This window comes from Achromobacter spanius, from assembly GCF_002966795.1.
GTDB classification, from domain to species: domain Bacteria; phylum Pseudomonadota; class Gammaproteobacteria; order Burkholderiales; family Burkholderiaceae_B; genus Achromobacter; species Achromobacter spanius_D.
Genome location: NZ_CP023270.1, coordinates 3662799 through 3687777 on the forward strand (window position 1 = coordinate 3662799; position 24979 = coordinate 3687777).

Below are 24979 nucleotides of genomic sequence, written 5' to 3' on the forward strand. Positions count from 1 at the left end.
ATCGACCGCAGTCGATTCAACCGCAGTCGTTTCAACCGCAGTCGATCAACCTGCCGCCGCCGCAACGGCCGGCGCCGGGGCGATCGGTGTCAGCCCGAACCGCTTCATCGTGTCCATCATCCGGGCTTTGTCAGGCGGACCGCCGCCGTTGATCAGCGCCGCCATCTCACGAAAATAATCCGCGCTGATTTCCGGCGTGTTGATCACCAGCGCCTTGGCCATGACGGCGTGCGGGTTGCTGAACGCATGAGCCACGCCGGTGGGCGTGGTCATCGAGTCGCCGGGCCCAAGATCGCGCGTTTCTGTGCCGACGGTGAAGCGCAACGTCCCTTCCAGAACGTAGATCAATTCCTCATTGTCGTGACTGTGCGGCGGCGGGACGTTCGAGCCCGGTGGCACACACAGTTCAAACGCCCCCATGTGGTGGCCGCGCCCGCTGGGCTGCAAGTAGCGGATTTGCAATTGGCCCACCCTGATCACTTCGTCTGCATCGAATGCTTGGTCTTCGTTCATGGCATACTCCGCGTAAAGTTACTTTACACGCAAGTGTACAAATTTTTTACTCCATGTCCAGCAGAAAAAATAGCGCCACATCCGAACCGCAAGCCGGCCTGCCGATGATCGGTTCCTTGCTGCGCCTTCCACGCGAGCACGTGGTGGCGCGCATGCTGTCCACCGTCAACGCGCAGGGCTTTGACGTGTCGTTGACCGAGCTTGGCGTCTTCATGTATCCCGGTCCGCACGGCCGCCGGCCCATCGAGCTGGCCCGCCAATGCAATATGTCGCGCCAGGCGATGAACTATGTGCTGGCGGAACTGGAGCGGCGCGGCTATCTGCTGCGACGGCCCGGCGCGGCGTCGAATTCAACAGAGCTGCAGCTCACGGATAAGGGCCAGCAGATGTACGTGCTGATGCGCAGTTGCGTGACCGCCGTCGAGCAGGAATGGAAGGAACACCTAGGCGAACAGCGCTTTAACGCGTTGCGCGAGACCTTGCAGGATCTGTCGGCGTGGCTGGGCAAAGTGGATTGATGCCATCGGATGGCACGCAATGCAGGACCGCGAGCTTTTGATTTAAGCCGCGCTGCTGACACGGAACTGAATGTTATTGTCTTGTCTTTCTGGCACGCGGGCGGCCCGCCGCAAGCGTGACTTGAACGTCATACTCAAGGAGCCGCAATGAAGTTGATCCCGTCCCTGTTGCTGGGCGCAAGTGCGCTGTCGCTGACCGTTGCCGCGACCGCCGCGCCGGTCACTTATGACTTGGACCCCTCGCACACGTATCCCAGCTTCGAGGCCGATCACTTCGGCGGGTTGTCGACGTGGCGCGGCAAGTTCAATCAGTCCAGCGGCGTGGTCGTGCTGGACCGCGCGGCGCGCACCGGCACCTTGGAAGTCACGGTGGACATCAAGTCGGTGGACTTCGGCCACGACGAGATGAACCAGCACGCGGTCGCGCCCGATATCTTCGATGCGGCCAAGTACCCCACCGCCACGTTCAAGGGCAAGTTCACCAAGTTCGACGGCGACAAGCCGGAAGAAGCGACGGGCGACCTGACGCTGCGCGGCGTCACGCGCCAGGTCAAGCTCGATATCGACGACTTCAAGTGCATCGATCACCCGATGGTCAAGCGCGAGGTCTGCGGCGCCGACGCTTCCACCGAGTTCAGCCGCAAGGACTTCGGCATGAACTTCGGGCTGGACATGGGATTCAAGCCCGAGGTCAAGCTGAAGATCCAGGTCGAGGCGATTCGCCGGCAGTAATGCTGGCGCGGGATGTCCTACCCTTGCCCAGCCCGCGCTTGCGCCAGGAAGTCCAGCACCGCCCGGTACGATCCTTCGTTCCCAGCCGCGTTGGCCGACGGGGTGCCGCCCGCATCCAATAGCAGCCCGGACATCGCGTGCGGCTTGTTGATCAGCGTGGCGGGCAGGCAGGGATAGTGGACATGGTGGCCCGCCCCGGCGCAGACGTGATGCTGCGTGGGCAGATCAAACGCCTGGCGCTGGCGCACCACCATTTCGGAATACGCGGTGCTGGGCCAGAAACCGTCGTCCGATGCGCTGACCAGCATGACCGGACCGGGATAGTTTTCGACGGGAATGCGCGCGCGCTCGAAGGCCGAGGCATCGCGCGTGGCGCTCAGGAACGCCAGGGTCTGGCGGTACGGCGGCTCGGAGGCATAGGCGGCGTTCCAGTCGGCCGTGGCGTTGTCTTGCCACAAATGCGGCAGCGGCTCGCCATGCCGGGTCCAGACCTGGGCATCGCGACCCGTGCCCGGCGCGCCGGCGCTGACCACGCCATGCGTCACGGGCGACGGCACGTACGCGACGACTGCGCTGACCAGGTCGGGAAAATGCGAGGCGGCGAGCAACGATGTTTCGCCGCCCCGGCTGATGCCCGACACCGCCACGAAGCCGTCGCGCGGCTGCAGCGATTTGCGGATCCATTTCAGCGCGGCTTCGAAGTATTCGAGCGGCATATCGTTCAGGTACTTCGGACGGCCGTCGTAATTGAAGATGGCCAGCGCCAGGCACTGGTAACCGCGGGCGGCAAACAGCGCGGCGCGCGGCGCGTTGACGCCGCCCGACGAGCCGTTCATGTACACCACGACGGGATGCGGGCCCGGGCCGGCCGGCACGTACAGTTCACCGGACAGCGTCATGCCGTCCACCTCTTCGCGCACGGAACGGTGCGTGACGCCGTCGGCCAGAAAATCCTGGACCAGCGTGGCCTCGGCCGACAGTGCGCCATTCGTGGCGTGGAGGTGCACGGTCAGCGCGTCGGTGCGGTCGGGCGGAAACACTACGCGGTCCATATCCTGGCACACCATGGACCACACGATGCCCATGGCTGATGGCTCGGCGTACGAGCCGGACACGGGGCTATCCCGCCGCAGGTCCAGGCGGCCGTCGTGACCGGCCACGAACACGGCCTCCGAGCGCCACGCCGCGCCGCACATCTGCATGCTGGCCGTGACGGTGATGAAGGCATAGGCCGGAAAGCCTTCGATGTGGATGTCGCGCTCGACGTCGATCAGCGCGCGTTCGGGCGTTACGGTGATACGGGGCTGCGTCACAGTCGTCTCCTTGCCGCTTGCGGCCTCATGCCTTCAGGTCGGTCTTGGGCACGCCGTTGGCCTTGATGACCTGCGCCCACATGGCGGATTCGTCGGCGATGACCTTGTCCAGGTCGGCGGACGACGTGAACTCCACGGCCACGCCCTGATCGGCGAATTGCTGCACCAGGCTGGGGTCGCGCGTGCCTTCACGCACGGCGTGCTCCAGCGTCTTCACGACGTCGGCGGGCATGGCGGCGGGGCCCGAGATCATCATGCGGGTGTAGAGCTCGAAGTCGTCGACACCCGCTTCCTTCATCGTGGGCACATCCGGCAGGCTGGACAGCCGCTTGTCTGCGGTGACGGCCAGCACTTTCAGCTTGCCGGACTTGATGTTGGGCAGCGCCGAGGTCGGGAAGTCGAACGTGCTTTGCACCGTGCCCGCCATCAGGTCCAGCAGCGCCGGACCGCTGCCTTTGTAGGGCACGTCCTGGAATTGCGTGCCGGTCTTGGACTGAAAATGCAGCAGCGCCAAGTGGTTGATGACGCCGCGGCCGGCGTGCGCGCAGGTGATGTCATTGGGTTTCTTCTTGGCCAGGGCAATGAACTCCTGCACGGTGTTCACGCCCAGGTCGGGATGCACGATCAGCAGCATGGGCGATTTGCCCATGGACCCAAGCTGCTTGAAGTCCGACGGCTGGTACGGCAGGTTGTTGTAGAGCAAGGGGTTGAGGATCATGCCGTTGGTGCCGGCAAAACCCAGCGTGTAGCCGTCGGGCTCGGCACGCGCCACCGCGACGGTGGCGATGATGGCCTGCCCGCCCGGGCGGTTTTCAACGACGACGTTCTGCTTGAGCGTCTTGCCCATGCGGTCGGCCAGCGCACGCGCGGCGATGTCGGTCAGCCCGCCGGGCGCAAAGCCCACCAGAAGCCGCACGGGACGCGTCGGAAAGGCGTTCTGCTGGGCCCAGGCCGGGCGCGAGATCAACGGCAAGGCGGCAAGCGCGCCCAGGGCATGACGGCGGGTGAATCGCATACGGCTCTCCAGACAAAGGCAAAGGCCAACGCGCGGCCAAAGGGGGCCGCGAGGCAAGACAATGAAAAGGGGAAGGACGCACAGGCCGCCGCCGAACGGCGACGGTCACAATGATCGTATGTTGTATGCAATACAACCGACGGGCTATCTAGGGATATCCCGGTACAGCACAGGGTGAAGGAACGGCCCGCCGATCAGGCCTTCGTCATCAGCTTCTTCCACCCTTCCAGCCCGAGCTTGTTCATCGTGTCGATGTTCTTTTCGTAGATTTCTGCGGCGTCCGGGAACGACTCCACCGCGCGGTCGATGCTGTCTTCGCGCAGCAGGTGCAGGATGGGATACGGCGAGCGGTTGGTGAAGTTCTCGATGTCGTCCGGCTGCGTGTCGGCGAACTGGAACTGCGGATGAAAGGTGGCGACCTGCAGTTCGCCCACCAGCCGCATGCGCTTGAGCAGGCGGTCGGACAGGTCTTCGAAGTCGTTGAACTCCATGAAGTCGTCCAGCGCGTCGGGGATGATGAGCAGCGTGGTGTCGATCTTGTCGGGATCGGTTTCGGCCAGCAGCGCGAGTTCGTCCTGCAGGTCGGTCAGCACGCCCTCGGCGTCGGTGGCGTCGCTGACGGCAAAGCGGATCTGGTCCTTGACCTGCACCGCCTTGGCGAAGGGACAGAGGTTCAGGCCGATCACCGCCTGGTTCAGCCAGTGGCGGGTTTCTGCGACCACGTTGGCGTAGGCATCGGAAGTGGAAATCATGGAATCAGTCCTGGAAATAGAAAGAGCGCAAGGCCGACGGCCCCGCGCTCTGCATGGCACGCGTGTGCGTCAGGCTGCCGGCATGGCGGCCATGGTCTGGGCCACGGCGGCGGTCAGCTTCTTGCCGTACGGCACGTGCAGGAATTCGTTGGGGCCGTGGGCGTTGGACTTGGGACCCAGCACGCCGCAGACCATGAACTGCGCCTGCGGGAAGCCCTTTTGCAGGATGCTCATCAGCGGGATGGTGCCGCCCTGGCCGATGTAGCCGCACGGCGAGCCGTAATACTGCTGCGAAGCGGCGTCCAGAGCCTGAGTCAGCCACGGCACGGTGGCGGGCGCGTTCCAGCCGGTGGCGGCGCCTTCGTTGGCCTTGAAGATGACCTTGGCGTTGTAGGGTGCGTCGGCTTCGAGCAGCTCCTTGATTTCCTGCGAGGCGGCCACGGCGTCCACCAGCGGCGGCAAGCGCAGCGACAGCTTGAACGCGGTGCGCGGACGCAGCACGTTGCCGGCGCTGGACAGCGGCGGCAGGCCTTCGGCGCCGGTCACGGACAGCGTGGGGCGCCACGTGCGGTTCAGCAGCGCCTGCTCGGGTTCGGTGGTCATGGGCAGCACGAAGCCGCCGTCGGCGCCGCAGCTCCAGGGGAAACGGCGCCACACTTCGTCGCCCAGGATGCGGGCGGTGGCCGTGACCTGTTCGATGCGTTCGGCGGGGATTTCGCAGTGCAGGCTTTGCGGCAGCAGGCGGCCGGTGCCGCTGTCTTCCAGGCGGTCCAGCAAGTGACGCAGGATGCGGAACGAGGACGGCACGACGCCGCTGGAGTCGCCCGAGTGCACGCCTTCGTCCAGGACCTGGACTTCCAGCGTGCCCGACACCATGCCGCGCAGCGACGTGGTCATCCAGAGCTGGTCGTAGTTGCCGGCGCCGGAATCCAGGCACACCACCAGGGCCACGTTGCCCAGGCGGTCGCGCAGCGCGTCCACATACGGCAGCAGGTCATAGCTGCCGGATTCTTCACAGGTCTCGACGATGCCGACGCAGCGCGGACGCGGAATGCCTTGCTTGTCCAGCGCCATGATGGCGGTGAGCGAGGCGTAGACAGCGTAGCCGTCGTCGGCGCCGCCGCGGCCGTACAGCTTGCCGTCTTCGTACTTGGGGGTCCACGGACCAAGACCGGCGCGCCAGCCCGAGAATTCAGGTTGCTTGTCCAGGTGGCCGTAGAGCAGGACGGTGTCGCCGTTGTCGCTGCGGGTGGCGGGCGCGTCAAAGAAGATGACGGGCGTGCGGCCCGGCAGGCGCACCACTTCGAGCTTCAGGCCGGAGACTTTTTGCGCTTCGACCCACTGCGCCGCATCGCGCACCACGCGCTCGATGAACGCGTTCTTTTCCCAGTCGGCGTCAAAAGCGGGGCTCTTGGCGGGAATGGCGATGTAGTCGGTCAGCGCGGGGATGATCTCGTTGTCCCACTTGTCGTCCACAAAGTCTTGAAGGGCTTTGGGATCAAGGGTGGGCGGCAATGCGTCTTCGGGGATGCGTGCGTTCATGGCGCTGGCTTCCTGTGTGCGGAAAAGGGGCAAACCGCTATTTTATGCCTCGGCGCGAAGGATGTTTTGGCGAGGGTGGCTTTTTTATGACGGTGTCAGACACCCAGCCGAAATGTTGCGGGGTGTCTGACACCGGAGCTGGTCTGATTTTTGGCGCCAACGGGCGTTATTTGGCGGCGTAGGCCTCGATGCGGCTCCAGACCTCGCGGGCCAGGGGTTTGGCGTTGCCGACCGATTGATACAGGCGGATTTCCATGTGGATGTCGTTGCGGGCGCCGTCGGCGCGGACCAGGGATCCGTTGCGCAGGTCGGGTTCGACCAGCGTATGCGGCAGCCACGCCAGGCCAAAGCCTTGGCGCGCCATGGCGTGCAGCGCGTCGGCCAGGTCGGATTCGTAGGTGGTCTGCAGGAGCGGCACCTCGCACAGGCCGCGCAGCTTGTCGTGCAGGATGCGGCCCAGCGACATGCTGTCGGCGTAGGCCAGAAACGGCACGGGCGGGTCGGACGCCAGCTTGGGCACGGCGTGGCGGGGATGGCGGCCGCCGGGCGCAACGGGCGCGCTGACGGCCACCAGCTTGTCGGCGCCAACGCGCCGGTAGCGGTAGTTGGGATTGTCGATCTTGGCGTACAGCGGCTCATGGGCGTGGCACAGCAGGAAATCGACCTCGCCGTCCTCCAGCATGTCCACGCCGTAGTTCAGCGTCGTGGTGATCACCTTCAATTGAAACGCGGGCAGGCTGCGCTGCACGCCGGCCATCAGCCCCGGCAGCACGGAGTGCGCCAGCGTCTTGCCTGACGCGATGGTGATCTTGCGTGCGCGTTCCTGCTCGGGCTTTTGCAGCGTTTCTCGCGTCTCGTGCAGGATGTCCAGCACGTCGATGGCGGCGGCCAGCACGCTGCGGCCGGCGGCGTTCAGCGTGGACACCTGGTGGCCGCGCTCGACCAGCGGCACGCCCGCCCACTCCTCAAGCGCCTTGATGCGGCGCCCGAACGCCGGGTGCGTCACGTTGCGCGCCTCCGCGGCCTGAAACAGGTTGCGCGACTTCGACAGCGCGACGAAGTCTTCCAGCCATTTGATGTCCATGCGTCTCGTCCTTCCCTGCCCGCCCCATGTCTATCCGGGGCTAGGCGCGTGTTTGCCAGCGGCTCATCGGCTGTGCCGCTTCGGCACAACGAGTGCGCATTTTGCACAAGACAGAAACACCTTGCAACTAATATCCCCGCATCCACTCCTGGAAAACCCTATGTCCGACACGCCAGTCCAGCTCAAGTCCATCCGCAGCCACTACCTTGGCGGCGTCGAAGTTGTGGCCGGCGGCGTGCCGATGCAACAGCAAAAGGTGGTCGGCAACGCGTCGCCCCGGCTGATCGACATGAACGGCGGCTACAGCGCCGGCCAGTTGTACGTGCAGGAATACCGGCTGGCGCAGCCGACCCGGCCCTACCCCGTCCTGCTGTGGCACGGCGGCGGCATGACGGGCGCGCAATGGGAAAGCACGCCGGACGGGCGCGACGGCTGGTTGTGGCGTCTGCTGCAGGCCGGCTACGACGTCTTCGTGTCCGACGCGCCCGAACGCGGCCGTGCGGCCTGGGCGATGTTTCCCGAGATCTACGACTCGGCCCCGATCTTCCGCTCCAAGGAAGAAGCGTGGCGGCTGTTTCGCATTGGCCCGGCTTCGGGCTATGCGCGGGCCGGCGAACCGCGCCAACCGTATCCGGGGCAGCAGTTTCCGGTCGAGGCGTTCGACACGTTTTCCAAGCAGTTCGTGCCGCGCTGGCTGACGCACGGCGACATGGCGCTGGACGCCTATCGCGCGCTGCTCGACTTCGTGGGCCCCTGCATCCTGATGGGACACAGCCAGGGCGGCGGTTTTGCCACGCAGCTCGCCCAGGAATATGCCGCGACCGTGCGCGCCGTCGTGGCGGTCGAGCCCACCGGCACCCCGGCCCAGGCCAACTGCGAGTTGCCCCCGCAACTCCTGGTCTGGGGCGATCACTTCACCGCGGACGACACCTGGCAGCGCTATCGCGCCCAGACGGACGCCTATTGGAACGCCCTGCGCGCGGCCGGCCAACGCGCCGACGTGCTGGACCTGCCCGCTGCCGGCATCGCCGGCAACTCGCACTTCTGCATGCTGGATCGCAACAGCGACCACATTGCCGGATTGATCGTCGATTGGCTCGATCGCAGCCTCGACTAACCTTCTCGTGGAGATACAGATGACCCTGAAGAAAACCACCATCGCCCTGGCGCTGTTTACCGGCGCGACGCTGGCGGCCGGCGCTTCGGCCCAGCAGTCCGACTACCCGAGCAAGCCCATCCGCATGATCGTGCCGTTCGCCCCGGGCGGCACCGCCGACATCATCGGCCGCGTCTTCGCCGCGCAACTGGGCACCGAACTCGGCGTCACGGTGGTGGTCGAGAACAAGGCCGGCGCGGGCGGCTCGATCGGCACACGCTACGTCGCCGACGCCGCGCCCGATGGCTACACCATCCTCCTGGCCTCCTCCAGCACCCACGGCACGAACCCCGCCGTCTACAAGAACCTGACGTACGACGCGTCGCAGGACTTCACCGCCATCACGCAACTGGTCACCGTGCCGGGCGTGCTGAGCGTCACCAAGGATTTCCCCGCCGCCGACCTGAACGCGCTGATCGCGCAATCGAAGGCCAATCCGGACAAGTACACGTACGCGTCGTCGGGCGCCGGCGGCCTGGGCAACCTGGCGATGGAACTGATGAAGTCGATGACGGGCTCGCACCTGATGCACATCGCCTACCGCGGCGCGGGCCCGGCCTTCACCGACGTGATCAGCGGCCAGGTGTCGATGATCTGGGAACCGGTGCCGGCCTCGCTGCCGTACATCAAGAGCGGCCAGATCCGTCCGATCGCCATCGCCGCCGACGTGCGCTCGCCGGAACTGCCCGACACGCCGACCTTCAAGGAAGCCGGCCTGACGCGCTACGAAGCCAATGCGTGGAACGGCCTGCTGGCCCCCAAGAACCTGCCGGAAGCCGTGAAGACCAAGCTGCACGACGCCTCGGTCAAGGCGCTGAACACGCCCGACGTGAAGGCCAAGATGGCCAGCCTGGGCGGCACCGTGGTAGCCGGTTCGTCGGACGCCTTCCAGCAAGTGATCTCCAGCGACGTGAAGAAGTGGAAGAACGTCGCCAACGACGCCAAGATCCAGCTCGACCAGTAATACAAAAGGCCCCGGCGCGTTATGCGACGGGGCCTTGCGTGGTACGTGCAAGCCGGCCTTTCAGGCCGGCTTTTTGTTGGTGCGTAACCTCGCCGGGCGGAATCAGGCGCCGATGAGCGCCGGCTCGCCGCCGCGGTTGTCCAGCGCGGGGGCTTCGGCGTCGATCACCCGGCCGGATTGCAGCTTGAACACCGCAACCGCGTCGCGCAGGCGCTGGGCCTGCGTTTCCAGCGATGCCGCCGAGGCCGCGGCCTCTTCGACCAGCGCCGCGTTTTGCTGCGTCACGCTGTCCATCTGCGACACGGCCTGGTTCACCTGCTCGATGCCCTGCGACTGCTCCTCGGACGCGCTGGAGATCTCGTTGATGATGTCCGCCACGCGGCGCACCGACGTCACGATCTCCTGCATGGTGGCGCCAGCGGCCTCCACCTGGTCCGAACCTACCGACACCTTCTGCACGGAGTCGTCGATCAGGCCCTTGATCTCCTTGGCGGCAGCCGCGCTGCGCTGCGCCAGCGCGCGCACTTCGCTGGCCACCACAGCAAAACCCTTGCCCTGCTCGCCGGCGCGCGCGGCTTCGACCGCGGCGTTCAGCGCCAGGATGTTGGTCTGGAAGGCGATGCCGTCGATCACGCCGACGATATCCGAGATGCGGTGCGAGCTGTCGGCAATGCCGCGCATCGTGCCCACCACGTCGCCGACGGCCTGGCCGCCGCGCGTGGCGACTTCCGACGCCGCCATCGCCAGTTGCGCCGCGCTGCGCGAGCTGTCGGCGTTGTTCTTCACGGTGGAGGACAGTTCGTCCATGCTGGCTGCGGTTTCTTCCAGCGAGGCGGCCTGCTGCTCGGTGCGCGAGGACAGGTCGATGTTGCCGGCGGCGATTTCGCGCGAACCGGTGTGGATTTCTTCAACGCCCAGACGAACGGCCGACACCGTGCGCGCCAGGCTGTCCTGCATGCGCTTGACCGCGCCGTAGAGGATGCCGATTTCGTTGTTGCCGCGCTGCTCGATGCGGTTGGTCAGGTCGCCGCTGGCGATGCGGTCGAACAGGCGTCCGGCTTCATGCAGCGGACGGAAGACGGCACGGCCGAAGACCACATACAGGCCCACGACCAGCGCGGCCACCACGACCAGCAGACAGATCAGGAAGACGATTGCCGCGTTGATGCGGGCGGCAGACTCGCGTGCGACGCGCTGACCCACTTCGTCGGCAAAGTCCACATACTGCTGAATGGACTGGGTGAACGTGATGCCCAGCGGCGTGACCTTCTCCAGATTGATGCGGCCAGCTTCCTTGGCGTTGCCGGCGCGGATGGCGGCAACCAGCGGCACGATCGCGTCACGCGCATAGACGTCGTATGCGGCCAGAGCAGCATCGAACAGAGGCTTGCCCTGCGGCGAGGTCTCGGGCAATTTCCGCGCCGCGTCGATCAGACCGGTCGCCTTGGTGACGTAGCCATCCAGCCGCTGCATGCTGGCCATGTTTTCCAGGCTCTTGCCTTCCAGCAGCGCGCTCTGCGCTGCCAGCAGCACCACGCGGGCGCGCAACAGCTCGGCAGCTGCATCGTCCAACGAATTGGCGCGGACCAAGTTGGTGTCCAGCATCACCTCGATTGAGGTGCGGTTGGACGTCAGTTGCTGGTAGACCGCGATGCCGGTCACCAGAAAGAGTGCAAAGAAGACGGCCAAGGCGGTCGTCAGGATTGCGCGGATACTTAAATTCTTGAACATTGAAAGCCACTCCGGGGGTTGCGTAAAGCTATCCCCTTAACGGCGCAATGCAATTAAAAGTTAAATATTTCACCGGGTTACATGCGCATGACGACGTGTCGCGCGGCGCGTTGACACGCCTCGCCTGGGCGCATCGCCGAGGCTGCGGACAGGCAACGCAAAACCGCCGCGGACGTGCCGCGGCGGTTTCGGTGGCTGGGTTGTCGGGGCTTAGCCCGAAACGCTTACTTCAGCCAGGCGCGCGCGTTGCGGAAGATGCGCATCCACGGGCTGTACGCGCCGCCCTTGTCCGCATTGCCCCATTTCTCGGGCGCCCACGACATCATGACGTTGCGGGTCACGCGTTCCGGGTGCGGCATCATGACCGTGAAGCGGCCATCCGCCGTGGTGACGGACGTGAGGCCGCCCGGGCTGCCGTTCGGGTTGAACGGATAGGCTTCGGTGGCTTGGCCGTAGTTGTCGATGAAGCGTGCGCCGGCCAGCACGCGGCTGGCGTCGCCCTGCTGGGAGAAGTCGGCAAAGCCTTCGCCGTGGGCCACGGCGACCGGCACGCGAGCGCCTTCCATGCCGGCAAAGAAGATGGACGGCGACTTGGCGATTTCAACCATCGACAGACGGGCTTCGTACTTTTCGGACTGGTTGCGCGTGAAGCGCGGCCAGTGCTCGGCGCCCGGGATCATGGGCGCCAGCGCGGCCATCATCTGGCAGCCGTTGCACACGCCCAGCGCGAAGGTGTCGGGACGCGCGAAGTACGCCGCGAACTGGTCCGACAGCTTGCTGTTGAAGCGGATGGTGCGCGCCCAGCCTTCGCCGGCGCCCAGCACGTCGCCGTAGCTGAAGCCGCCGACGGCGACCAGGCCCTGCATCTCGGCCAGGTCCAGACGGCCGGACAAGAGGTCGGTCATGTGGACGTCGATGGCCTCGAAGCCCGAGGTGTCGAAGGCCCAGGCCATTTCGACCTGGCTGTTGCAGCCCTGCTCGCGCAGGATGGCCACGCGCGGGCGCTTGCCGGTGTTGATGAACGGCGCGGCCACGTCCTCTTGCGGGTCGAATGCCACGGTCGGGCTCATGCCCGGATCCTTGGTGTCGTTCCAGACGTCCAGTTCAGCCTGGGCGCATGCGGGGTTGTCACGGCGCGCCATGATGCGGTGTGAGACCTCGGACCACGCGCGGCCCAGATCGGCGCGCGGCTGGCCCCAGACCTTGCGGCCGTCGCGGTAGAACTCGACTTCGTCGGCGCCGTTCAGGCCGCCGATGACGTGCGAGTGGGCCGACAGGCCCGCGCCGCGCAGCACCTGCATGACGGCGTCGCGCTGCGAAGCCGGCACCTGAATGACGGCGCCCGCTTCTTCCGAGAACAGGGCCTTGAGCGTCAGTTCGTCGCGCTGCACCGCGACCTGTTCCGGCCGGATCTTGTAGTCGCCCCAATCGGCCGACTGCGGATCGAAGGTCAGCATGTCCAGGTTGACCGAGATGCCGGTGCGGCCGGCAAAGGCCATTTCGACCAGCGTGGCGAACAGGCCGCCGTCGGAACGATCGTGGTAGGACAGGATGGTGCCGGCTTCGGCCAGCGTGCGGATGGTGACAAAGAAGGCGCGCAGGTCTTGCGGCGCGTCGATGTCCGGCACGGTCTGGCCGATCTGGTTGTAGGTCTGCGCCAGGATCGAGCCGCCCATGCGGTGACGGCCGCGGCCCAGGTCGATCAGGATCAGGACGCTGTCGCCCGCGTCGGTACGCAGTTGCGGCGTCAGGCTGGCGCGCACGTCGGCGACCGGCGCGAATGCCGTGATGATCAGCGACACGGGCGCCACGACCTGACGCTGCTCGCCATCCTGTTCCCAGGAGGTCTTCATGGACAACGAGTCCTTGCCGACCGGGATGGACAGGCCGGTGGCCTGGCACAGTTCGCTGACGGCGGACACGGTGTCATACAGCGCGGCATCTTGACCGGCCACGCCGCACGCGGCCATCCAGTTGGCCGACAGCTTGATGTCTTCAAGGCGCGCCACGTCGGCAGCGGCCAGGTTGGTCAGGGCTTCGGCCACGGCCATGCGGCCCGAGGCCGGGGCGTCCAGCATGGCGATGGGGGTGCGTTCGCCCATCGACATGGCTTCGCCGCGGAAACCTTCGTAGTCGGCCAGCGTGACGGCGCAGTCGGCAACCGGCACCTGCCACGGACCGACCATCTGGTCGCGGCTGGACAGACCGCCAACGGTGCGGTCGCCGATGGTGATGAGGAACGATTTGTTGGCCACGGTGGGGTGGCGCAGCACGCGGTAGGCGGCTTCGGTCAGGTCGATGCCGGCCAGATCCAGAGGCTCGGACACGCCGGGCAGGCGCGTCACGTCGCGCGTCATGCGCGGCGGCTTGCCCAGAATGACGTCGATGGGCACGTCCACGGGGCGCACTTCGGCGTCGCCTTGCGGGCGGATCGTGTCCAGGCCGGGCAGCCCTTCGCCGTCCACCACGCGCAGTTGGCGTTCTTCGGTGGCCACGCCCACCACCGCGTACGGGCAGCGTTCGCGGCGGGCAATGGCGTCAAAGCGTTCGAGGTCTTGCGGCAGGATCGACAGGACGTAGCGTTCCTGCGATTCGTTGCTCCAGACTTCGGCGGGCGACAGGCCCGATTCTTCAAGGGGCACGCGCTTCAGGTCAAAGATGGCGCCGCGGCCGGCGTCGTTGACGAGTTCGGGGAATGCGTTGGACAGGCCGCCCGCGCCCACGTCGTGGATCGCGATGATGGGGTTGTTCTCGGCCTGCTGCCAGCAGCGGTCGATGACCTCTTGGGCGCGGCGTTCGATTTCGGGGTTGCCGCGCTGGACGGAGTCGAAGTCCAGTTCGGCCGAGTTGCTGCCCATGCTGATGCTGGAGGCGGCGCCGCCGCCCATGCCGATGCGGAAACCGGGGCCGCCCAACTGGATCAGCAGCGCGCCGGGAGGAATCACATCCTTGTGCGTGAGGCCGGCGTCGATGCTGCCCAGGCCGCCCGCGATCATGATGGGCTTGTGGTAGCCCCAGCGCGTGCCGCCGGCGGTCTGCTCGAACGAGCGGAAGTAGCCCAGCAGGTTGGGACGGCCGAATTCGTTGTTGAACGCGGCGCCGCCGATGGGGCCGTCGATCATGATGGACAGCGGCGAGGCGATCCGATCGGGCAGGCCGTGGTGATCGGCTTCCCAGGGTTGCAGCGCGTCGTCAAAGCGCAGGTGCGACACGGTGAAACCCGTGAGGCCCGCTTTGGGCTTGGAGCCGCGGCCGGTGGCGCCTTCGTCGCGGATTTCGCCGCCGTTGCCGGTGGACGCACCGGGGAACGGGGCAATCGCGGTCGGGTGGTTGTGCGTTTCCACCTTCATGAGCGTATGCACGGTGGTGTCGCGGCGGATGTACTTGGCGCTGTCAGTGCCTTGGCCTGCCAGACCCGGTACGCCGGCCTGGAAGCGCTGCGCGGGGCCGCCTTCCATGATGGCGGCGTTGTCCGAGTAGGCGACGACGGTGCCTTGCGGCTGCGCCTTGTGCGTGGCGCGGATCATGCCGAACAGCGTGTTGGGCTGCGACTGGCCGTCGATGACCCATTCGGCGTTGAAGATCTTGTGGCGGCAGTGTTCGCTGTTGGCCTGCGCGAACATCATCAGCTCGACGTCGGTGGGATCGCGGCCCAGATCGGTGAAGGACTTGGCCAGGTATTCGATCTCGTCGTCGGACAGGGCCAAGCCCAGCGTGGTGTTGGCTTCGACCAGGGCATCGGCGCCGCGCGTCTGGACGTCGACCGTGCGCATGGGCTTGCCCGCCAGCGGCTGGAACAGGGCCTGGCCGTCGAAGCTCGCGTCCACCACGGTTTCGGTCATGCGGTCGTGCAGGCAGTCGGCCGCGCGCGCCAGCATGGCTTCGTCCAGAGACTTGGCGCCGAGCAGGCCGCGTTCAGGGGTGATGACATAGCGCACGCCGCGTTCGATGCGATGCACGGACGACAGGCCGCAGTTGTGGGCGATGTCGGTGGCCTTGCTGGCCCAGGGGGAGATCGTGCCCAGGCGCGGGATCACCAGCAGGGACACGCTCTTGGCGGGCGCGTCACCCGAGGCGGGCGTGCCGTAGTCGAGCAGTTGCGACAGTTGCTGCTGCTGTTCGGCCGTCAGGGCGGCGTCGGTGCTGACGAAGTGCTCGTAGCGGGCGGATATGTCGGCCACCGGCAGGCCGGCTTCCTTCAATTGCGCCAGAAGGCGATCACGTCGAAAGGAGGACAGGACGGAGGAACCAGGCAGATGCTGAACTAGGGACACGATGCGGGCGCCGTATAAAGAGGGGTGCAAAGAAGGGATTTTACCTGCTTAAGGGGTTTTCCCGGAGCCGAAGTTGGCGGCGTGTTCCAGCGGTCCGATTCGGCCATTGTTACAAAAGAATTCCGCGAGCCGCGCACTGCCATGGTGCACAGCAATATCGACGGCGTCACGGGACGGAAGATGGCACTTTTGCCCTCCCGGACGCGTTCCCGCGCTGGCCGCTTGATGCAGCGCAGCATGTTGCTTCGACCCCGCATTGCGGGAAAACACGAAGACCTGCCCCGGCACTGCGACGGTAGGATGCAGCGACCCTACCAACAAGAAAAGCGCCTCTCCCCGCCCCCGCTGGCCGCTGCCTCACATGTCCCGCCCAGAAGCCCCCGCCGAGCCCGTAGAACCGATCATCCCCGTAGAAGCAGATCCCGCCGTCAAGGTGCCGCTGGCCGTCGAGGACTGGCTGGCCGTGATCCTGCTGGCGACCCTGGCCATCATCACGTTCCTGAATGTGCTGGTGCGCTACTTCACCGATCAATCGTTCGCCTGGACGGAAGAGATCTCCGTCTTCCTCTTGATCGTGCTGACGATGGCGGGCGGCAGCGTGGCGTTCGTGCGCAACCATCACATTCGCATCGAGATCCTGGCGGACTCGGGCTCGCCGCGGCGCCAGCGCATCATGGCGCTGATCTCGAACGGCTGCGTGCTGGGCTTCTTCGTGCTGCTGACCGTGCTGTCGGTCAAGCTGGTGTATGACGAATATATCTACGAGGAAACGTCGCCGGCCATCGGCGTGCCCACCTGGTGGTATTCGATCTGGCTGCCGGTCATGGCCGCCGCGATTTCGCTGCGCACACTGGGCACCCTGCGCCGCATTGCGCGCGCCCCGGGCCAGGAAACCCAGCGATGATCGCCGCGATCCTCTTTACCGTCTTCATCGTCCTGATGATCATCGGCGTGCCGGTTGGCGTGGCGCTGGGCATTGGCGGCACGGTGGCAATCGTGCTGACCAACCTGGACACACCCTGGTATGGCCTGCTGACGGTGCCGCAGAATTTCTACGCCGGGCTGGCCAAGTACCCGCTGCTGGCGATTCCGATGTTCGTGCTGGTCGGCTCGATCTTCGACCGCTCGGGGGTGGCCAAGCGGCTGGTGGACTTTGCGATCGCCATCGTCGGACGCGGTCCGGGCATGCTGCCGCTGGTGTCGATCGCAGTGGCGATGTTTTTGGGCGGCATCTCGGGCTCGGGACCGGCGTGCGCTGCGGCCGTGGGCGCGGTGATGATTACCGCGATGTCGCGTGCCGGCTATCCCGGGTCGTTCTCGGCGTCCGTGGTGGCCGCCGGCGCTGCCACCGACATCCTGATCCCGCCGTCCGTGGCGTTCATCATCTATTCCGTGCTGGTGCCGGGCGCGTCGGTGCCCGCGCTGTTTGCCGCCGGCATGATCCCCGGCATTCTGGCCGGCTTTGCGCTGATCATTCCGGCCGTGTGGCTGAGCCGCAAGTACAAGATGGGCGCGCTGGAAGCGCACCTGCCCCGCCCGCCGTTCTGGAAGAGCCTGCGCGAGGCATCGTGGGGCCTGGCCGCGCCGGTGCTGATTTTGGGCGGCATGCGGATGGGCTGGTTCACGCCGACCGAGGCCGCCGTCGTCGCGGTGTTCTACGGCCTGTTCGTGGGCGGCTTCATTCACCGCACCATCAAGTTCCGCGACCTGTACAAAATCCTGCGCGAAGCCGCCGAGCTGTCCGCCGTGATCATGCTGGTGGTGACGCTGGCCGGGATCTTCGCGTGGGCGCTGTCGACGCTGAGCGTGATCGACCCGATCACGCATGCCATCGTCAATTCCGGCCTGGGCGAATGGGGCGTGCTGGCGCTGCTGATCCTGTTGCTGATGACCGTGGGCATGTTCCTGGACGGCATCTCGATCTTTCTGATTTTCGTGCCGCTGCTCATGCCGATCGCCAATGCCTACGGCTGGGATCCGGTGTGGTTCGGCGTGATTTTGACCTTGAAGGTGGCGCTGGGCCAGTTCACCCCGCCGCTGGCCGTGAACCTGATGGTGTCGTGCCGCATCGCGCGCGTGCCGATGGAATCGACCGTGCGCTGGGTGGTGTGGCTGCTGGGCGCGATGTTCCTGGTGCTGGTCGCGGTGCTGGTGTTTCCCGAACTGGCGCTGTGGCTGCCGCGCAAGCTGGGTTATTGAGAGAGGCTGGACGGGGCCGGCCCGGCAAGGGTTCTCGGCCATGGATGACAACAACAGAAAGACTCGCAGAGAGAGGAGACGCAACATGAAATTCCGCAACCTGATCGGCGCGGCGCTGTGCGCGGCGGCCGTGGTGGGCATGGCGCCCGCACATGCGCAGAACTACAAGCCCGAGTACAAGCTCTCCATCGTCGTGGGCACCACGTTCCCGTGGGGCCAGGGCGCCGAGATCTGGTCGAACCTGGTGCGCGAGCGCACCGAAGGCCGCATCAACATCAAGGTCTACCCCGGCACCTCGCTGGTCCAGGGCGACCAGACCCGCGAGTTCACCGCGATCCGCCAGGGCGTGATCGACATGGCCGTGGGCTCGACCATCAACTGGTCGCCGCAGGTCAAGCAGCTGAACCTGTTCTCCCTGCCCTTCCTGATGCCCGACTACGCCGCCATCGACGCGCTGGTGCAGGGCGACGTGGGCAAGGACATGTTCAAGCTCATCGAAAAGGCCGGCGTGGTGCCGCTGGCCTGGGGCGAGAACGGCTACCGCCAGGTCAGCAACTCCAAGCGCGAGATCAAGCGGCCCGAGGACATGAAGGGCATGAAGCTGCGCGTGGTGGGATCGCCGCTGTACATCGACACGTTCACCGCGCTGGGCGCCAATCCCACGCAGATGAGCTGGGCGGATGCGCAACCCGCGCTGGCCAGCGGCGCGGTCGACGGCCAGGAGAATCCGCTGTCGATCTACACGGGCTCCAAGCTCTACACCGTGGGCCAGAAGTACCTGACGTTGTGGAACTACGTGGCCGATCCGCTGATCTTCGTAGTCAACCGCGAGGTCTGGAATTCCTGGTCGGAAAAGGACCGCGACATCGTGCGCCAGGCCGCGCTGGACGCCGGCAAGCAGCAGATCGTGATCGCACGCAAGGGCGTCACGCCGGAAGACCCGTCGCTGCTCAAGGAAATCGCCGGCCACGGCGTGACCGTGACGACGCTGTCGCAGGCCGATCACGACGCCTTCGTGAAGGCGACCAAGCCGGTCTATGAAAAGTGGAAGAAGCAGATCGGCGAGGACCTGGTCACCAAGGCCGAAAAGTCGATCGCTGACCGCAAGAAGTAAATCGCAAGAAGCAAACCGCGAAAAGTTCGCAGCAAGCCCCAGGGGAACCGGCGGCGCAAGCCGCCAACCGAGGCAGGGACGCTAGAATCCCGCCCACCAAACGGGCGCCGGCCACAAACCGGCGCCCGTTATCTTTTTGGGTGTCTGACACCGGGGATGATCGGTGACAGTCACCCGTCCTATTCCGGGTAGCTGACTTCCAGGATATCCAGCTCATCAATCCCGGCCGGTGTCCGCAGCACGACCGTGTCGCCTTCCCGCGCCTTGATCAGCGCGCGCGCCACCGGCGAGATCCAGCTGATCTTGCCGGCCAGGGGTTCGGCTTCGTCCACGCCGACGATGGTGACGGTGTGTTCCTCGCCGGCCTTGTCCACGTAGACGACCGTGGCGCCGAAGAAGGCCTGGTCGCGATTGGGTTGGGCCGTGGGGTCCACGACTTCGGCGATATCCAGGCGCTTGGTCAGAAAGCGCATGCGCCGGTCGATCTCGCGCAGGCGCTTCTTGCCGTAGAGGTAATCGCCGTTTTCCGAGCGGTCGCCGTTGGACGCGGCCCACGATACCACCTGCACGACGGCCGGACGCTCCACGTTCATGAGCTGCGTCAGTTCCGTGCGCAGGCGCTCGTAGCCCTCGGGCGTCATGTAGTTCTTGGTGCCCGCCGGCAGCGCCTGGGCCTGCGGCAGATCGTCGTCGTCGTCGTTGTCGGACTCTTTAACAAAGGCTTTATTCATGGCGGTTGCATCGCGATGGCGCGATCACTGTCGAAGCTTTCGGAATGAGCGGCGCGGGCCGCCCGCGTCAGAACCAGTCGTGCCAGACCGGCTTCAGGTCGGATGGCAGCGGCGGCAGCTGGCCCAGGTCCATCCGGCTTTCCTTGGGACTGTGGAAGTCCGAGCCGCGCGAGGCCAGAAAGCCGTAACGGCGCGCCACCTCGGCGTATTGGCGGGCTTCTTCCACCGTGTGGCTGCCCGTGTTGACCTCGATGCCCACGCCGCCCAATTGCAGGAACTCGTCGAACAGCGCGGCAAACTGCAGCGGCGTGTACTTGTAGCGGCCCGGGTGGGCGATGACGGCCTGGCCGCCCGCGCCGCGGATCCAGCCCACGGCGTCGGCCAGCGTGGCCCATTTCATGGGCACGTGGCCCGGGCAGTCGTCGCCCAAATGCTTGTTGAAGACGGTTTGCACGTCGGGGCAATAACCGGCTTGCACCAGGTATCGCGCAAAGTGCGTGCGGCTGATCAGTTCGGGGTTGCCGGCAAACGGCAGCGCGCCTTCGTAGGCGCCGGGCATGCCCATGTCCGCCAGGCGGTCGCCGATGCGCTTGGCGCGCTCGGCGCGTCCCGAGCGGGTCTTGCGCAGGCCTTCGACCAGCGCCGCGTTGGTGGGATCAAACCGCAGGCCGACGATGTGCACGGTCAGGCCGGCCCACGTGACGGAGACTTCGACGCCGGTGGCAAAGCGCATGCCCAGTTCCTGGGCAGCCGCAGAGGCTTCGGCAATGCCGCCCACTTCGTCGTGGTCGGTCAGCGCCCAGACATCGACGCCATTGGCGAACGCCCGCTGCGCCACGTCCCGGGGCGCGAGCGCGCCGTCCGAAACGGTGGAATGGCAATGCAGGTCGATGTTCAGGGTGGGCGATTTCATGCGGCTATTGTAGAGAAGGCCCGGCAACGCGCCTAGCGCGGTGCCGTCCCCACATAGCCGCCCGTCCGGTCACGCCAGCAGAAAATCCGCCAGCGGACTCACCTGATCGTCCGCGATGAGCGTGGGCGCATGGCCCACGCCCGCCACTTCAAGCGCCCGGGCGCGCGGATTGCGCTGGCGCATTTCGTCCACGGTGGCCCGCGTCAGCAGGTCGGACAGTTCGCCGCGCACAATCAGGACCGGACAATCGAGCGCGTCATACGACCGCCACAGGATCTGCTCGCCCGCCGCCAGTTCTTCGGGCGTCTGGGCCGCCAGCGCCTGGGCGATGGCCAGGTCGTAGTGCTTGACCCACTTGTCTCCCTGCTGCGGATACAGGTATTTGGCCAGCTCGGCCCATTGGGCATCGGTATGCGGGCCGAAGGTTTCCGAATTGGCGCGCATCGTCGCCACGGCCTCTTCGAAGGTGGCGAACTCTCCGGGCGCGCCCACGTACTGGCCGATGCGCGACAGGGCGCCGTTCTCCAGCCGCGGGCCGACGTCGTTGAGCACCAGTTTCTCCAGGCGCAGGCCCTGGTCGGGCGGCAGCATCCCGGCATGCGGGCGCATTGCCAGCATGGCCTTGGCGAACGCGGCGGCGCCCGACAGCGCCATGCCGATCAACCCGCCCATCGACGTGCCGACCCACGACAGGCTGCCCGGCCGCAGGCGCGCGATGAGCGTGACCATGTCGGACACATACTGCGGCACCGTGTAGAACGCCGGGTTGACCAGCCAATCCGACCGGCCGCGGCCGACCACGTCGGGGCAGACCACGCGGTACGTGCCTGCCAGCCGGCGCGCCAGCGCGTCGAAGTCTCGCCCGCTGCGGGTCAGGCCGTGCACGCAAAGCAACACCCGGTCATTGGCGGGATCGCCCCATTCCCAATAGGCCATGCGGTGCAGGCCCGCCGGGCTGGCGCACGTGACGAATTCCAAACGGGGTTCCAGGCTGGCATCCACTTCGATAGGCTCCACGATCGGCGCGCGCCGGCACGGCCGCGCCACTTTGGCCGCTATCTTATCGGTTATGCAACGCCGGTGCGGCCTGCTCTGGACTATCGCGGCCGTCGTGGCTACGATCCTTGCATCCTCTGTACGCCAGGTACGCGCCGCCTGCCCAGCCGCCGCGCGACCGCTTCCAACCCGGCACACCCCGCCCGCCGGACATTGCCGCAGGCTATGGACGCGATCTAATCATTAAATTGGAGTTGCACACCTTTCAAGGCGCACAGTAAAAAGCTTCAGGCATTGCCAGATCAGTCATCCCAAAATTGATATGGAGTCCGTATGCAGCAAAGCAGTCCCATCACCCCGCTGACCGAGCAGCCTGCCGGTCAAACCAGCGTCATTTCCCCTCCCCCCGCCCCCCCAAAAATCCTGCAGGACCTGATGGCGCGCGCCGACGTGCAGATCAACGGCTCGCGGCCCTGGGACATGCAGGTGCATGACAAGCATATGTACGAGCGGGTGTTCGCCAGCTGGTCGTTGGGGCTGGGCGAGTCGTACATGGACGGCGAGTGGGACTGCGAGCAATTGGACGAGCTCTTCACGCGCCTGCTGCGCGCCGACATGGGATCGGCGGCGCTGGGCGTGGCACGCATCAAGCTGATCGCCGAGCACCTGCGCCACAAGCTGTTCAATCTTCAGTCCAAGCATCGGGCGTTTGAAGTCGGCGAGCAGCATTACGACGCCGGCAACGACGTGTTCGAGGCCATGCTGGACAGCCGGATGATCTACTCCTGCGCGTATTGGGAACACGCCCAGACGCTGGAGGAGGCGCAGGTCGCCAAGCTGGACATGATCTGCCACAAGCTGCAATTGAAGGAGGGCGAGACGCTGCTGGACATCGGCTGCGGCTGGGGCGGACTGGCCAAGTTCGCGGCCGAGCGCTATGGCGTCAAAGTGACGGGCGTGACCGTGTCCAAGGAGCAACTGGCGCTGGCGCAGGAGCGCGTCAAAGGCCTGCCGGTGGAGCTGCTGCTGCAGGACTACCGCGATCTTCAGGGCCGTTTCGACAAGGTGGTGTCGGTGGGCATGTTCGAGCACGTCGGCCCCAAGAACTACGACACCTACTTCACGAACGTCCAGCGGCTGATGGCGCCCGAAGGCATTTTCCTGCTGCACACGATCGGTATCGCCGCCACCAGCCAGAGCACCGATCCGTGGATCGACCGCTACGTGTTTCCCAACGGCAAGCTGCCGTCGGCGCGCGAAGTGGCGACGGCCGTGGAAGGCCGCTTCATCGTCGAGGACTGGCACAACTTCGGGGCCGACTACGATCGCACGCTGATGGCGTGGTGGGACCGCTTCGAGCAGGCCTGGCCCAAGCTGGAGTCGCGCTACGGCACCCGGTTCTACCGGATGTGGAAGTACTACCTGATGTGCTGCGCGGGCTTTTTCCGGTCGCGCGAAGGACAGCTTTGGCAGGTGATACTGACGCATCCGCAGCGGCACGAGACGTACCGGTCGCTGCGCTGAGGCCCTCGCGTCCGCGCATGAATCGTCAAGCCGCCCCTGACCGGGCGGCTTGTTTTCATTGGCGCACGGCTATTGGCCCGCCCCCGCGTCTTGCCGGATCATGTCCGCCGCCCGTTCCGCAATCATGATCGTCGGCGAGTTGGTGTTGCCCGACGTGATGCGCGGCATGATCGAGGCGTCGGCAATCCGCAGGCCTTGCAGCCCGTGCACGCGCAGCCGCGCGTCCACCACCGCACCGCTGTCGGCGTTCCGGCCCATCGCGCAGGTGCCCACCGGATGGAAGATGGTCGTGCCGATCTTGCCGGCCGCCTGGCGCAATTCTTCTTCGGTCTGGAAGGCCGGACCCGGCAACCATTCGTCCGGCCGGTAGCGCTGCAAGGCCGGCGCGGCGGCGATGCGGCGCACCAGACGGATCGAATCGGCGGCGACGCGCAGGTCGTCGTCGGTGCTCAGGTAGTTGGGACGGATGACGGGCGCTTCGCAGCCCTTTTGACCCGCCGGCCCTTGCGCGTGAACGCTGCCGCGCGAAGTGGGACGCAGGTTGCAGACGCTGGCGGTAAAGGCGTCAAAACCGTGCAGCGGCTCGCCGAACGCGCCCAGCGACAGCGGCTGCACGTGGAATTCGACGTTGGCGCGTTCCTGGCCGGGATCGGATTTGGCAAACGCCCCCAGTTGCGACGGCGCCATGCTCATCGGGCCGCTGCGGCTGACCAGGTATTCCAGCCCGATGCCGGCGCGGCCCAGCCACGTGGACGCGATGCGGTTCAACGTCTTGACGCCGTTCACCTTGATGATGACGCGCAATTGCAGGTGGTCCTGCAGATTCTCGCCGACGCCCGGCAAGGCGTGGCGCAGCGCAATACCGGCTTCGCGCAGGCGCGCGGGCTCGCCGATGCCGGAGACCTCCAGCAGGTGCGGTGAATTGACGGCGCCGGCGGCCAGCACTACCTCGCGGCGCGCGCGCAGCGACTGCGTACGGGCGCCTTGGTTGACGCGCACGCCGACGCAGCGATTACCGTCGAATTCGAGTTGTTCGGCCAGCGCGGCGGTCATTACGTGCAGGTTCGGGCGTTTGCGCACCGGACGCAGAAACGCCTTGGATGTGTTCCAGCGCCAGCCGCTGCGCTGGTTGACCTCGAAGTAGCCGCTGCCGAAGTTGTCGCCGCGGTTGAAGTCCTGCACGCGCGGAATCCCTTCCTGTTCAGCCGCCGAGGCGAAGGCTTCCAGGATGTCCCAGCGCAGCCGCTGCGACTCCACGCGCCATTCGCCGCCCGCACCGTGGAACTCGTCGGCGCCGCGGTGGTAGTCCTCGCTGCGCTTGAAGACCGGCAGCACCTGGTCCCAGCTCCAGGCAGCGTCGCCGGACAGCGCGGCCCAGTCTTCGTAGTCCTGCTTCTGGCCGCGCATGTAGATCATGCCGTTGATCGACGAGCACCCGCCCAGCACGCGGCCGCGCGGATAGATGAGCGAACGCCCGCCCAGTCCGGGCTCTTCGGCGGTGCGGTACATCCAGTCGGTGCGCGGATTGCCAATGCAGTGCAGGTAACCGACCGGGATATGGATCCAGTGATAGTTGTCGCGCCCGCCGGCTTCCAGCAGCAGCACCTGCACGGCGGGATCGCGGCTCAGACGGTTGGCCAGCACGCAGCCGGCCGAGCCCGCGCCCACGATGATGTAGTCGTATGTCTCCATAAGCTCTTCTTATCAAGTCGCGGGCCCGAAACGGACGCCGGCGCGGTGAGCGGTCCCGGCTGCGGCATAGGATGCGCGCCGGGAATCTGGCAAGACTCTCGCTCAGGACGGGACGGCTGTCCAATGAAATGTTGAAAAGGAGATTATTAGCGTCTCTAATAATGCTCGGTTGATTTCTGACGTGGGGCGAGGTGTCTGACACCCACGGTTTTTGTA

Annotated in this window: 20 protein-coding genes; 8 read left to right on the plus strand and 12 right to left on the minus strand. The window is 66.0% G+C overall.

The window, feature by feature from the left end:
* Positions 1–45 precede the first annotated feature (45 nt).
* Entirely contained in the window at positions 46–513 is a 468-nt protein-coding gene (locus tag CLM73_RS16450) for a cupin domain-containing protein (RefSeq protein WP_105239345.1), read from the minus strand.
* Between the two features lie 53 nt (positions 514–566).
* On the opposite strand from CLM73_RS16450, the gene CLM73_RS16455 reads away from it, so the two are divergent.
* The gene (locus CLM73_RS16455) at positions 567–1031 is read left to right on the plus strand and encodes a MarR family winged helix-turn-helix transcriptional regulator (RefSeq protein WP_158685879.1); all 465 of its coding nucleotides are present in this window, start codon (positions 567–569) and stop codon (positions 1029–1031) included.
* A gap of 147 nt (positions 1032–1178) precedes the next feature.
* Entirely contained in the window at positions 1179–1763 is a 585-nt protein-coding gene (locus CLM73_RS16460; protein ID WP_105239347.1) for a YceI family protein, read from the plus strand.
* Positions 1764–1780: 17 nt separating this feature from the next.
* Here CLM73_RS16460 and CLM73_RS16465 read toward each other — a convergent pair whose 3' ends face one another.
* The 5 genes from CLM73_RS16465 to CLM73_RS16485 form a co-directional block, all read right to left on the minus strand.
* Positions 1781–3076 (minus strand): acyl-CoA thioesterase/bile acid-CoA:amino acid N-acyltransferase family protein, encoded by a 1296-nt coding sequence (locus CLM73_RS16465; protein WP_105239348.1) that lies wholly within the window; start codon positions 3074–3076, stop codon positions 1781–1783.
* A 25-nt stretch (positions 3077–3101) separates the two neighbouring features.
* Entirely contained in the window at positions 3102–4091 is a 990-nt protein-coding gene (locus CLM73_RS16470) for a Bug family tripartite tricarboxylate transporter substrate binding protein (RefSeq protein ID WP_056562190.1), read from the minus strand.
* Positions 4092–4285: 194 nt separating this feature from the next.
* Positions 4286–4843, minus strand: a complete 558-nt coding sequence (locus CLM73_RS16475) for a DUF1415 domain-containing protein (RefSeq protein WP_056562193.1) — start codon at positions 4841–4843, stop codon at positions 4286–4288.
* Positions 4844–4912: 69 nt separating this feature from the next.
* Positions 4913–6385: a M20 family metallopeptidase gene (locus CLM73_RS16480; protein ID WP_105239349.1), complete on the minus strand. Its 1473-nt coding sequence runs from the start codon at positions 6383–6385 to the stop codon at positions 4913–4915.
* 166 nt (positions 6386–6551) lie between these two features.
* Positions 6552–7469, minus strand: a complete 918-nt coding sequence (locus CLM73_RS16485) for a LysR family transcriptional regulator (protein WP_105239350.1) — start codon at positions 7467–7469, stop codon at positions 6552–6554.
* A 160-nt stretch (positions 7470–7629) separates the two neighbouring features.
* On the opposite strand from CLM73_RS16485, the gene CLM73_RS16490 reads away from it, so the two are divergent.
* Complete coding sequence (locus CLM73_RS16490) at positions 7630–8586, plus strand: alpha/beta fold hydrolase (protein WP_105239351.1); 957 nt, start codon at positions 7630–7632, stop codon at positions 8584–8586.
* Positions 8587–8605: 19 nt separating this feature from the next.
* Positions 8606–9589 (plus strand): Bug family tripartite tricarboxylate transporter substrate binding protein, encoded by a 984-nt coding sequence (locus tag CLM73_RS16495; RefSeq protein WP_105239352.1) that lies wholly within the window; start codon positions 8606–8608, stop codon positions 9587–9589.
* Positions 9590–9691: 102 nt separating this feature from the next.
* Here the strand turns inward: CLM73_RS16495 and CLM73_RS16500 are convergent, their stop codons facing one another.
* Entirely contained in the window at positions 9692–11320 is a 1629-nt protein-coding gene (locus tag CLM73_RS16500) for a methyl-accepting chemotaxis protein (protein ID WP_105239353.1), read from the minus strand.
* A 224-nt stretch (positions 11321–11544) separates the two neighbouring features.
* Positions 11545–15594 (minus strand): phosphoribosylformylglycinamidine synthase, encoded by a 4050-nt coding sequence (gene purL / locus CLM73_RS16505; protein ID WP_105239354.1) that lies wholly within the window; start codon positions 15592–15594, stop codon positions 11545–11547.
* Between the two features lie 361 nt (positions 15595–15955).
* On the opposite strand from purL, the gene CLM73_RS16510 reads away from it, so the two are divergent.
* The 3 genes from CLM73_RS16510 (at position 15956) to CLM73_RS16520 (ending at position 18907) form a co-directional block, all read left to right on the plus strand.
* The gene (locus tag CLM73_RS16510; RefSeq protein ID WP_105239355.1) at positions 15956–16498 is read left to right on the plus strand and encodes a TRAP transporter small permease; all 543 of its coding nucleotides are present in this window, start codon (positions 15956–15958) and stop codon (positions 16496–16498) included.
* A complete protein-coding gene (locus CLM73_RS16515; RefSeq protein ID WP_105239356.1) occupies positions 16495–17793 on the plus strand; it encodes a TRAP transporter large permease in 1299 nt (432 codons plus the stop codon). The genes CLM73_RS16510 and CLM73_RS16515 overlap by 4 nt, the downstream gene beginning before the upstream one ends.
* Positions 17794–17878: 85 nt before the next feature.
* Positions 17879–18907: a DctP family TRAP transporter solute-binding subunit gene (locus CLM73_RS16520; RefSeq protein ID WP_105239357.1), complete on the plus strand. Its 1029-nt coding sequence runs from the start codon at positions 17879–17881 to the stop codon at positions 18905–18907.
* Between the two features lie 179 nt (positions 18908–19086).
* On the opposite strand, the gene greB is transcribed toward CLM73_RS16520, so the two are convergent.
* The 3 genes from greB to CLM73_RS16535 all read right to left on the minus strand — a co-directional run bounded on the left by greB (position 19087) and on the right by CLM73_RS16535 (position 21553).
* Positions 19087–19638 (minus strand): transcription elongation factor GreB, encoded by a 552-nt coding sequence (greB, locus tag CLM73_RS16525; RefSeq protein ID WP_105239358.1) that lies wholly within the window; start codon positions 19636–19638, stop codon positions 19087–19089.
* A 67-nt stretch (positions 19639–19705) separates the two neighbouring features.
* The gene (locus CLM73_RS16530; RefSeq protein ID WP_105239359.1) at positions 19706–20551 is read right to left on the minus strand and encodes a 3',5'-nucleoside bisphosphate phosphatase; all 846 of its coding nucleotides are present in this window, start codon (positions 20549–20551) and stop codon (positions 19706–19708) included.
* Between the two features lie 69 nt (positions 20552–20620).
* Positions 20621–21553 (minus strand): alpha/beta fold hydrolase, encoded by a 933-nt coding sequence (locus CLM73_RS16535; protein WP_105239360.1) that lies wholly within the window; start codon positions 21551–21553, stop codon positions 20621–20623.
* Between the two features lie 327 nt (positions 21554–21880).
* On the opposite strand from CLM73_RS16535, the gene cfa reads away from it, so the two are divergent.
* Positions 21881–23071: a cyclopropane fatty acyl phospholipid synthase gene (gene cfa, locus CLM73_RS16540; protein ID WP_199778154.1), complete on the plus strand. Its 1191-nt coding sequence runs from the start codon at positions 21881–21883 to the stop codon at positions 23069–23071.
* Positions 23072–23140: 69 nt separating this feature from the next.
* Here cfa and CLM73_RS16545 read toward each other — a convergent pair whose 3' ends face one another.
* Positions 23141–24763 carry a GMC family oxidoreductase gene (locus tag CLM73_RS16545; protein ID WP_105239361.1) on the minus strand — a complete coding sequence of 541 codons (1623 nt, stop codon included), beginning with the start codon at positions 24761–24763 and terminating at the stop codon, positions 23141–23143.
* Between the last annotated feature and the right edge of the window lie 216 nt (positions 24764–24979).

Excerpts from the sequence above, each read along its gene's own strand:
- CLM73_RS16490 (WP_105239351.1), top strand. The coding sequence starts at position 7,630 with ATGTCCGACACGCCAGTCCAGCTCAAGTCCATCCGCAGCCACTACCTT.
- CLM73_RS16520 (WP_105239357.1), top strand. The coding sequence starts at position 17,879 with ATGAAATTCCGCAACCTGATCGGCGCGGCGCTGTGCGCGGCGGCCGTG.
- CLM73_RS16530 (WP_105239359.1), bottom strand. The coding sequence starts at position 20,551 with ATGAAATCGCCCACCCTGAACATCGACCTGCATTGCCATTCCACCGTT.
- CLM73_RS16480 (WP_105239349.1), bottom strand. The coding sequence starts at position 6,385 with ATGAACGCACGCATCCCCGAAGACGCATTGCCGCCCACCCTTGATCCC.
- CLM73_RS16545 (WP_105239361.1), bottom strand. The coding sequence starts at position 24,763 with ATGGAGACATACGACTACATCATCGTGGGCGCGGGCTCGGCCGGCTGC.
- CLM73_RS16475 (WP_056562193.1), bottom strand. The coding sequence starts at position 4,843 with ATGATTTCCACTTCCGATGCCTACGCCAACGTGGTCGCAGAAACCCGC.
- CLM73_RS16455 (WP_158685879.1), top strand. The coding sequence starts at position 567 with ATGTCCAGCAGAAAAAATAGCGCCACATCCGAACCGCAAGCCGGCCTG.
- CLM73_RS16515 (WP_105239356.1), top strand. The coding sequence starts at position 16,495 with ATGATCGCCGCGATCCTCTTTACCGTCTTCATCGTCCTGATGATCATC.
- CLM73_RS16500 (WP_105239353.1), bottom strand. The coding sequence starts at position 11,320 with ATGTTCAAGAATTTAAGTATCCGCGCAATCCTGACGACCGCCTTGGCC.
- CLM73_RS16495 (WP_105239352.1), top strand. The coding sequence starts at position 8,606 with ATGACCCTGAAGAAAACCACCATCGCCCTGGCGCTGTTTACCGGCGCG.
- CLM73_RS16485 (WP_105239350.1), bottom strand. The coding sequence starts at position 7,469 with ATGGACATCAAATGGCTGGAAGACTTCGTCGCGCTGTCGAAGTCGCGC.
- cfa (WP_199778154.1), top strand. The coding sequence starts at position 21,881 with ATGCAGCAAAGCAGTCCCATCACCCCGCTGACCGAGCAGCCTGCCGGT.
- greB (WP_105239358.1), bottom strand. The coding sequence starts at position 19,638 with ATGAATAAAGCCTTTGTTAAAGAGTCCGACAACGACGACGACGACGAT.
- CLM73_RS16450 (WP_105239345.1), bottom strand. The coding sequence starts at position 513 with ATGAACGAAGACCAAGCATTCGATGCAGACGAAGTGATCAGGGTGGGC.
- CLM73_RS16510 (WP_105239355.1), top strand. The coding sequence starts at position 15,956 with ATGTCCCGCCCAGAAGCCCCCGCCGAGCCCGTAGAACCGATCATCCCC.
- CLM73_RS16460 (WP_105239347.1), top strand. The coding sequence starts at position 1,179 with ATGAAGTTGATCCCGTCCCTGTTGCTGGGCGCAAGTGCGCTGTCGCTG.
- CLM73_RS16470 (WP_056562190.1), bottom strand. The coding sequence starts at position 4,091 with ATGCGATTCACCCGCCGTCATGCCCTGGGCGCGCTTGCCGCCTTGCCG.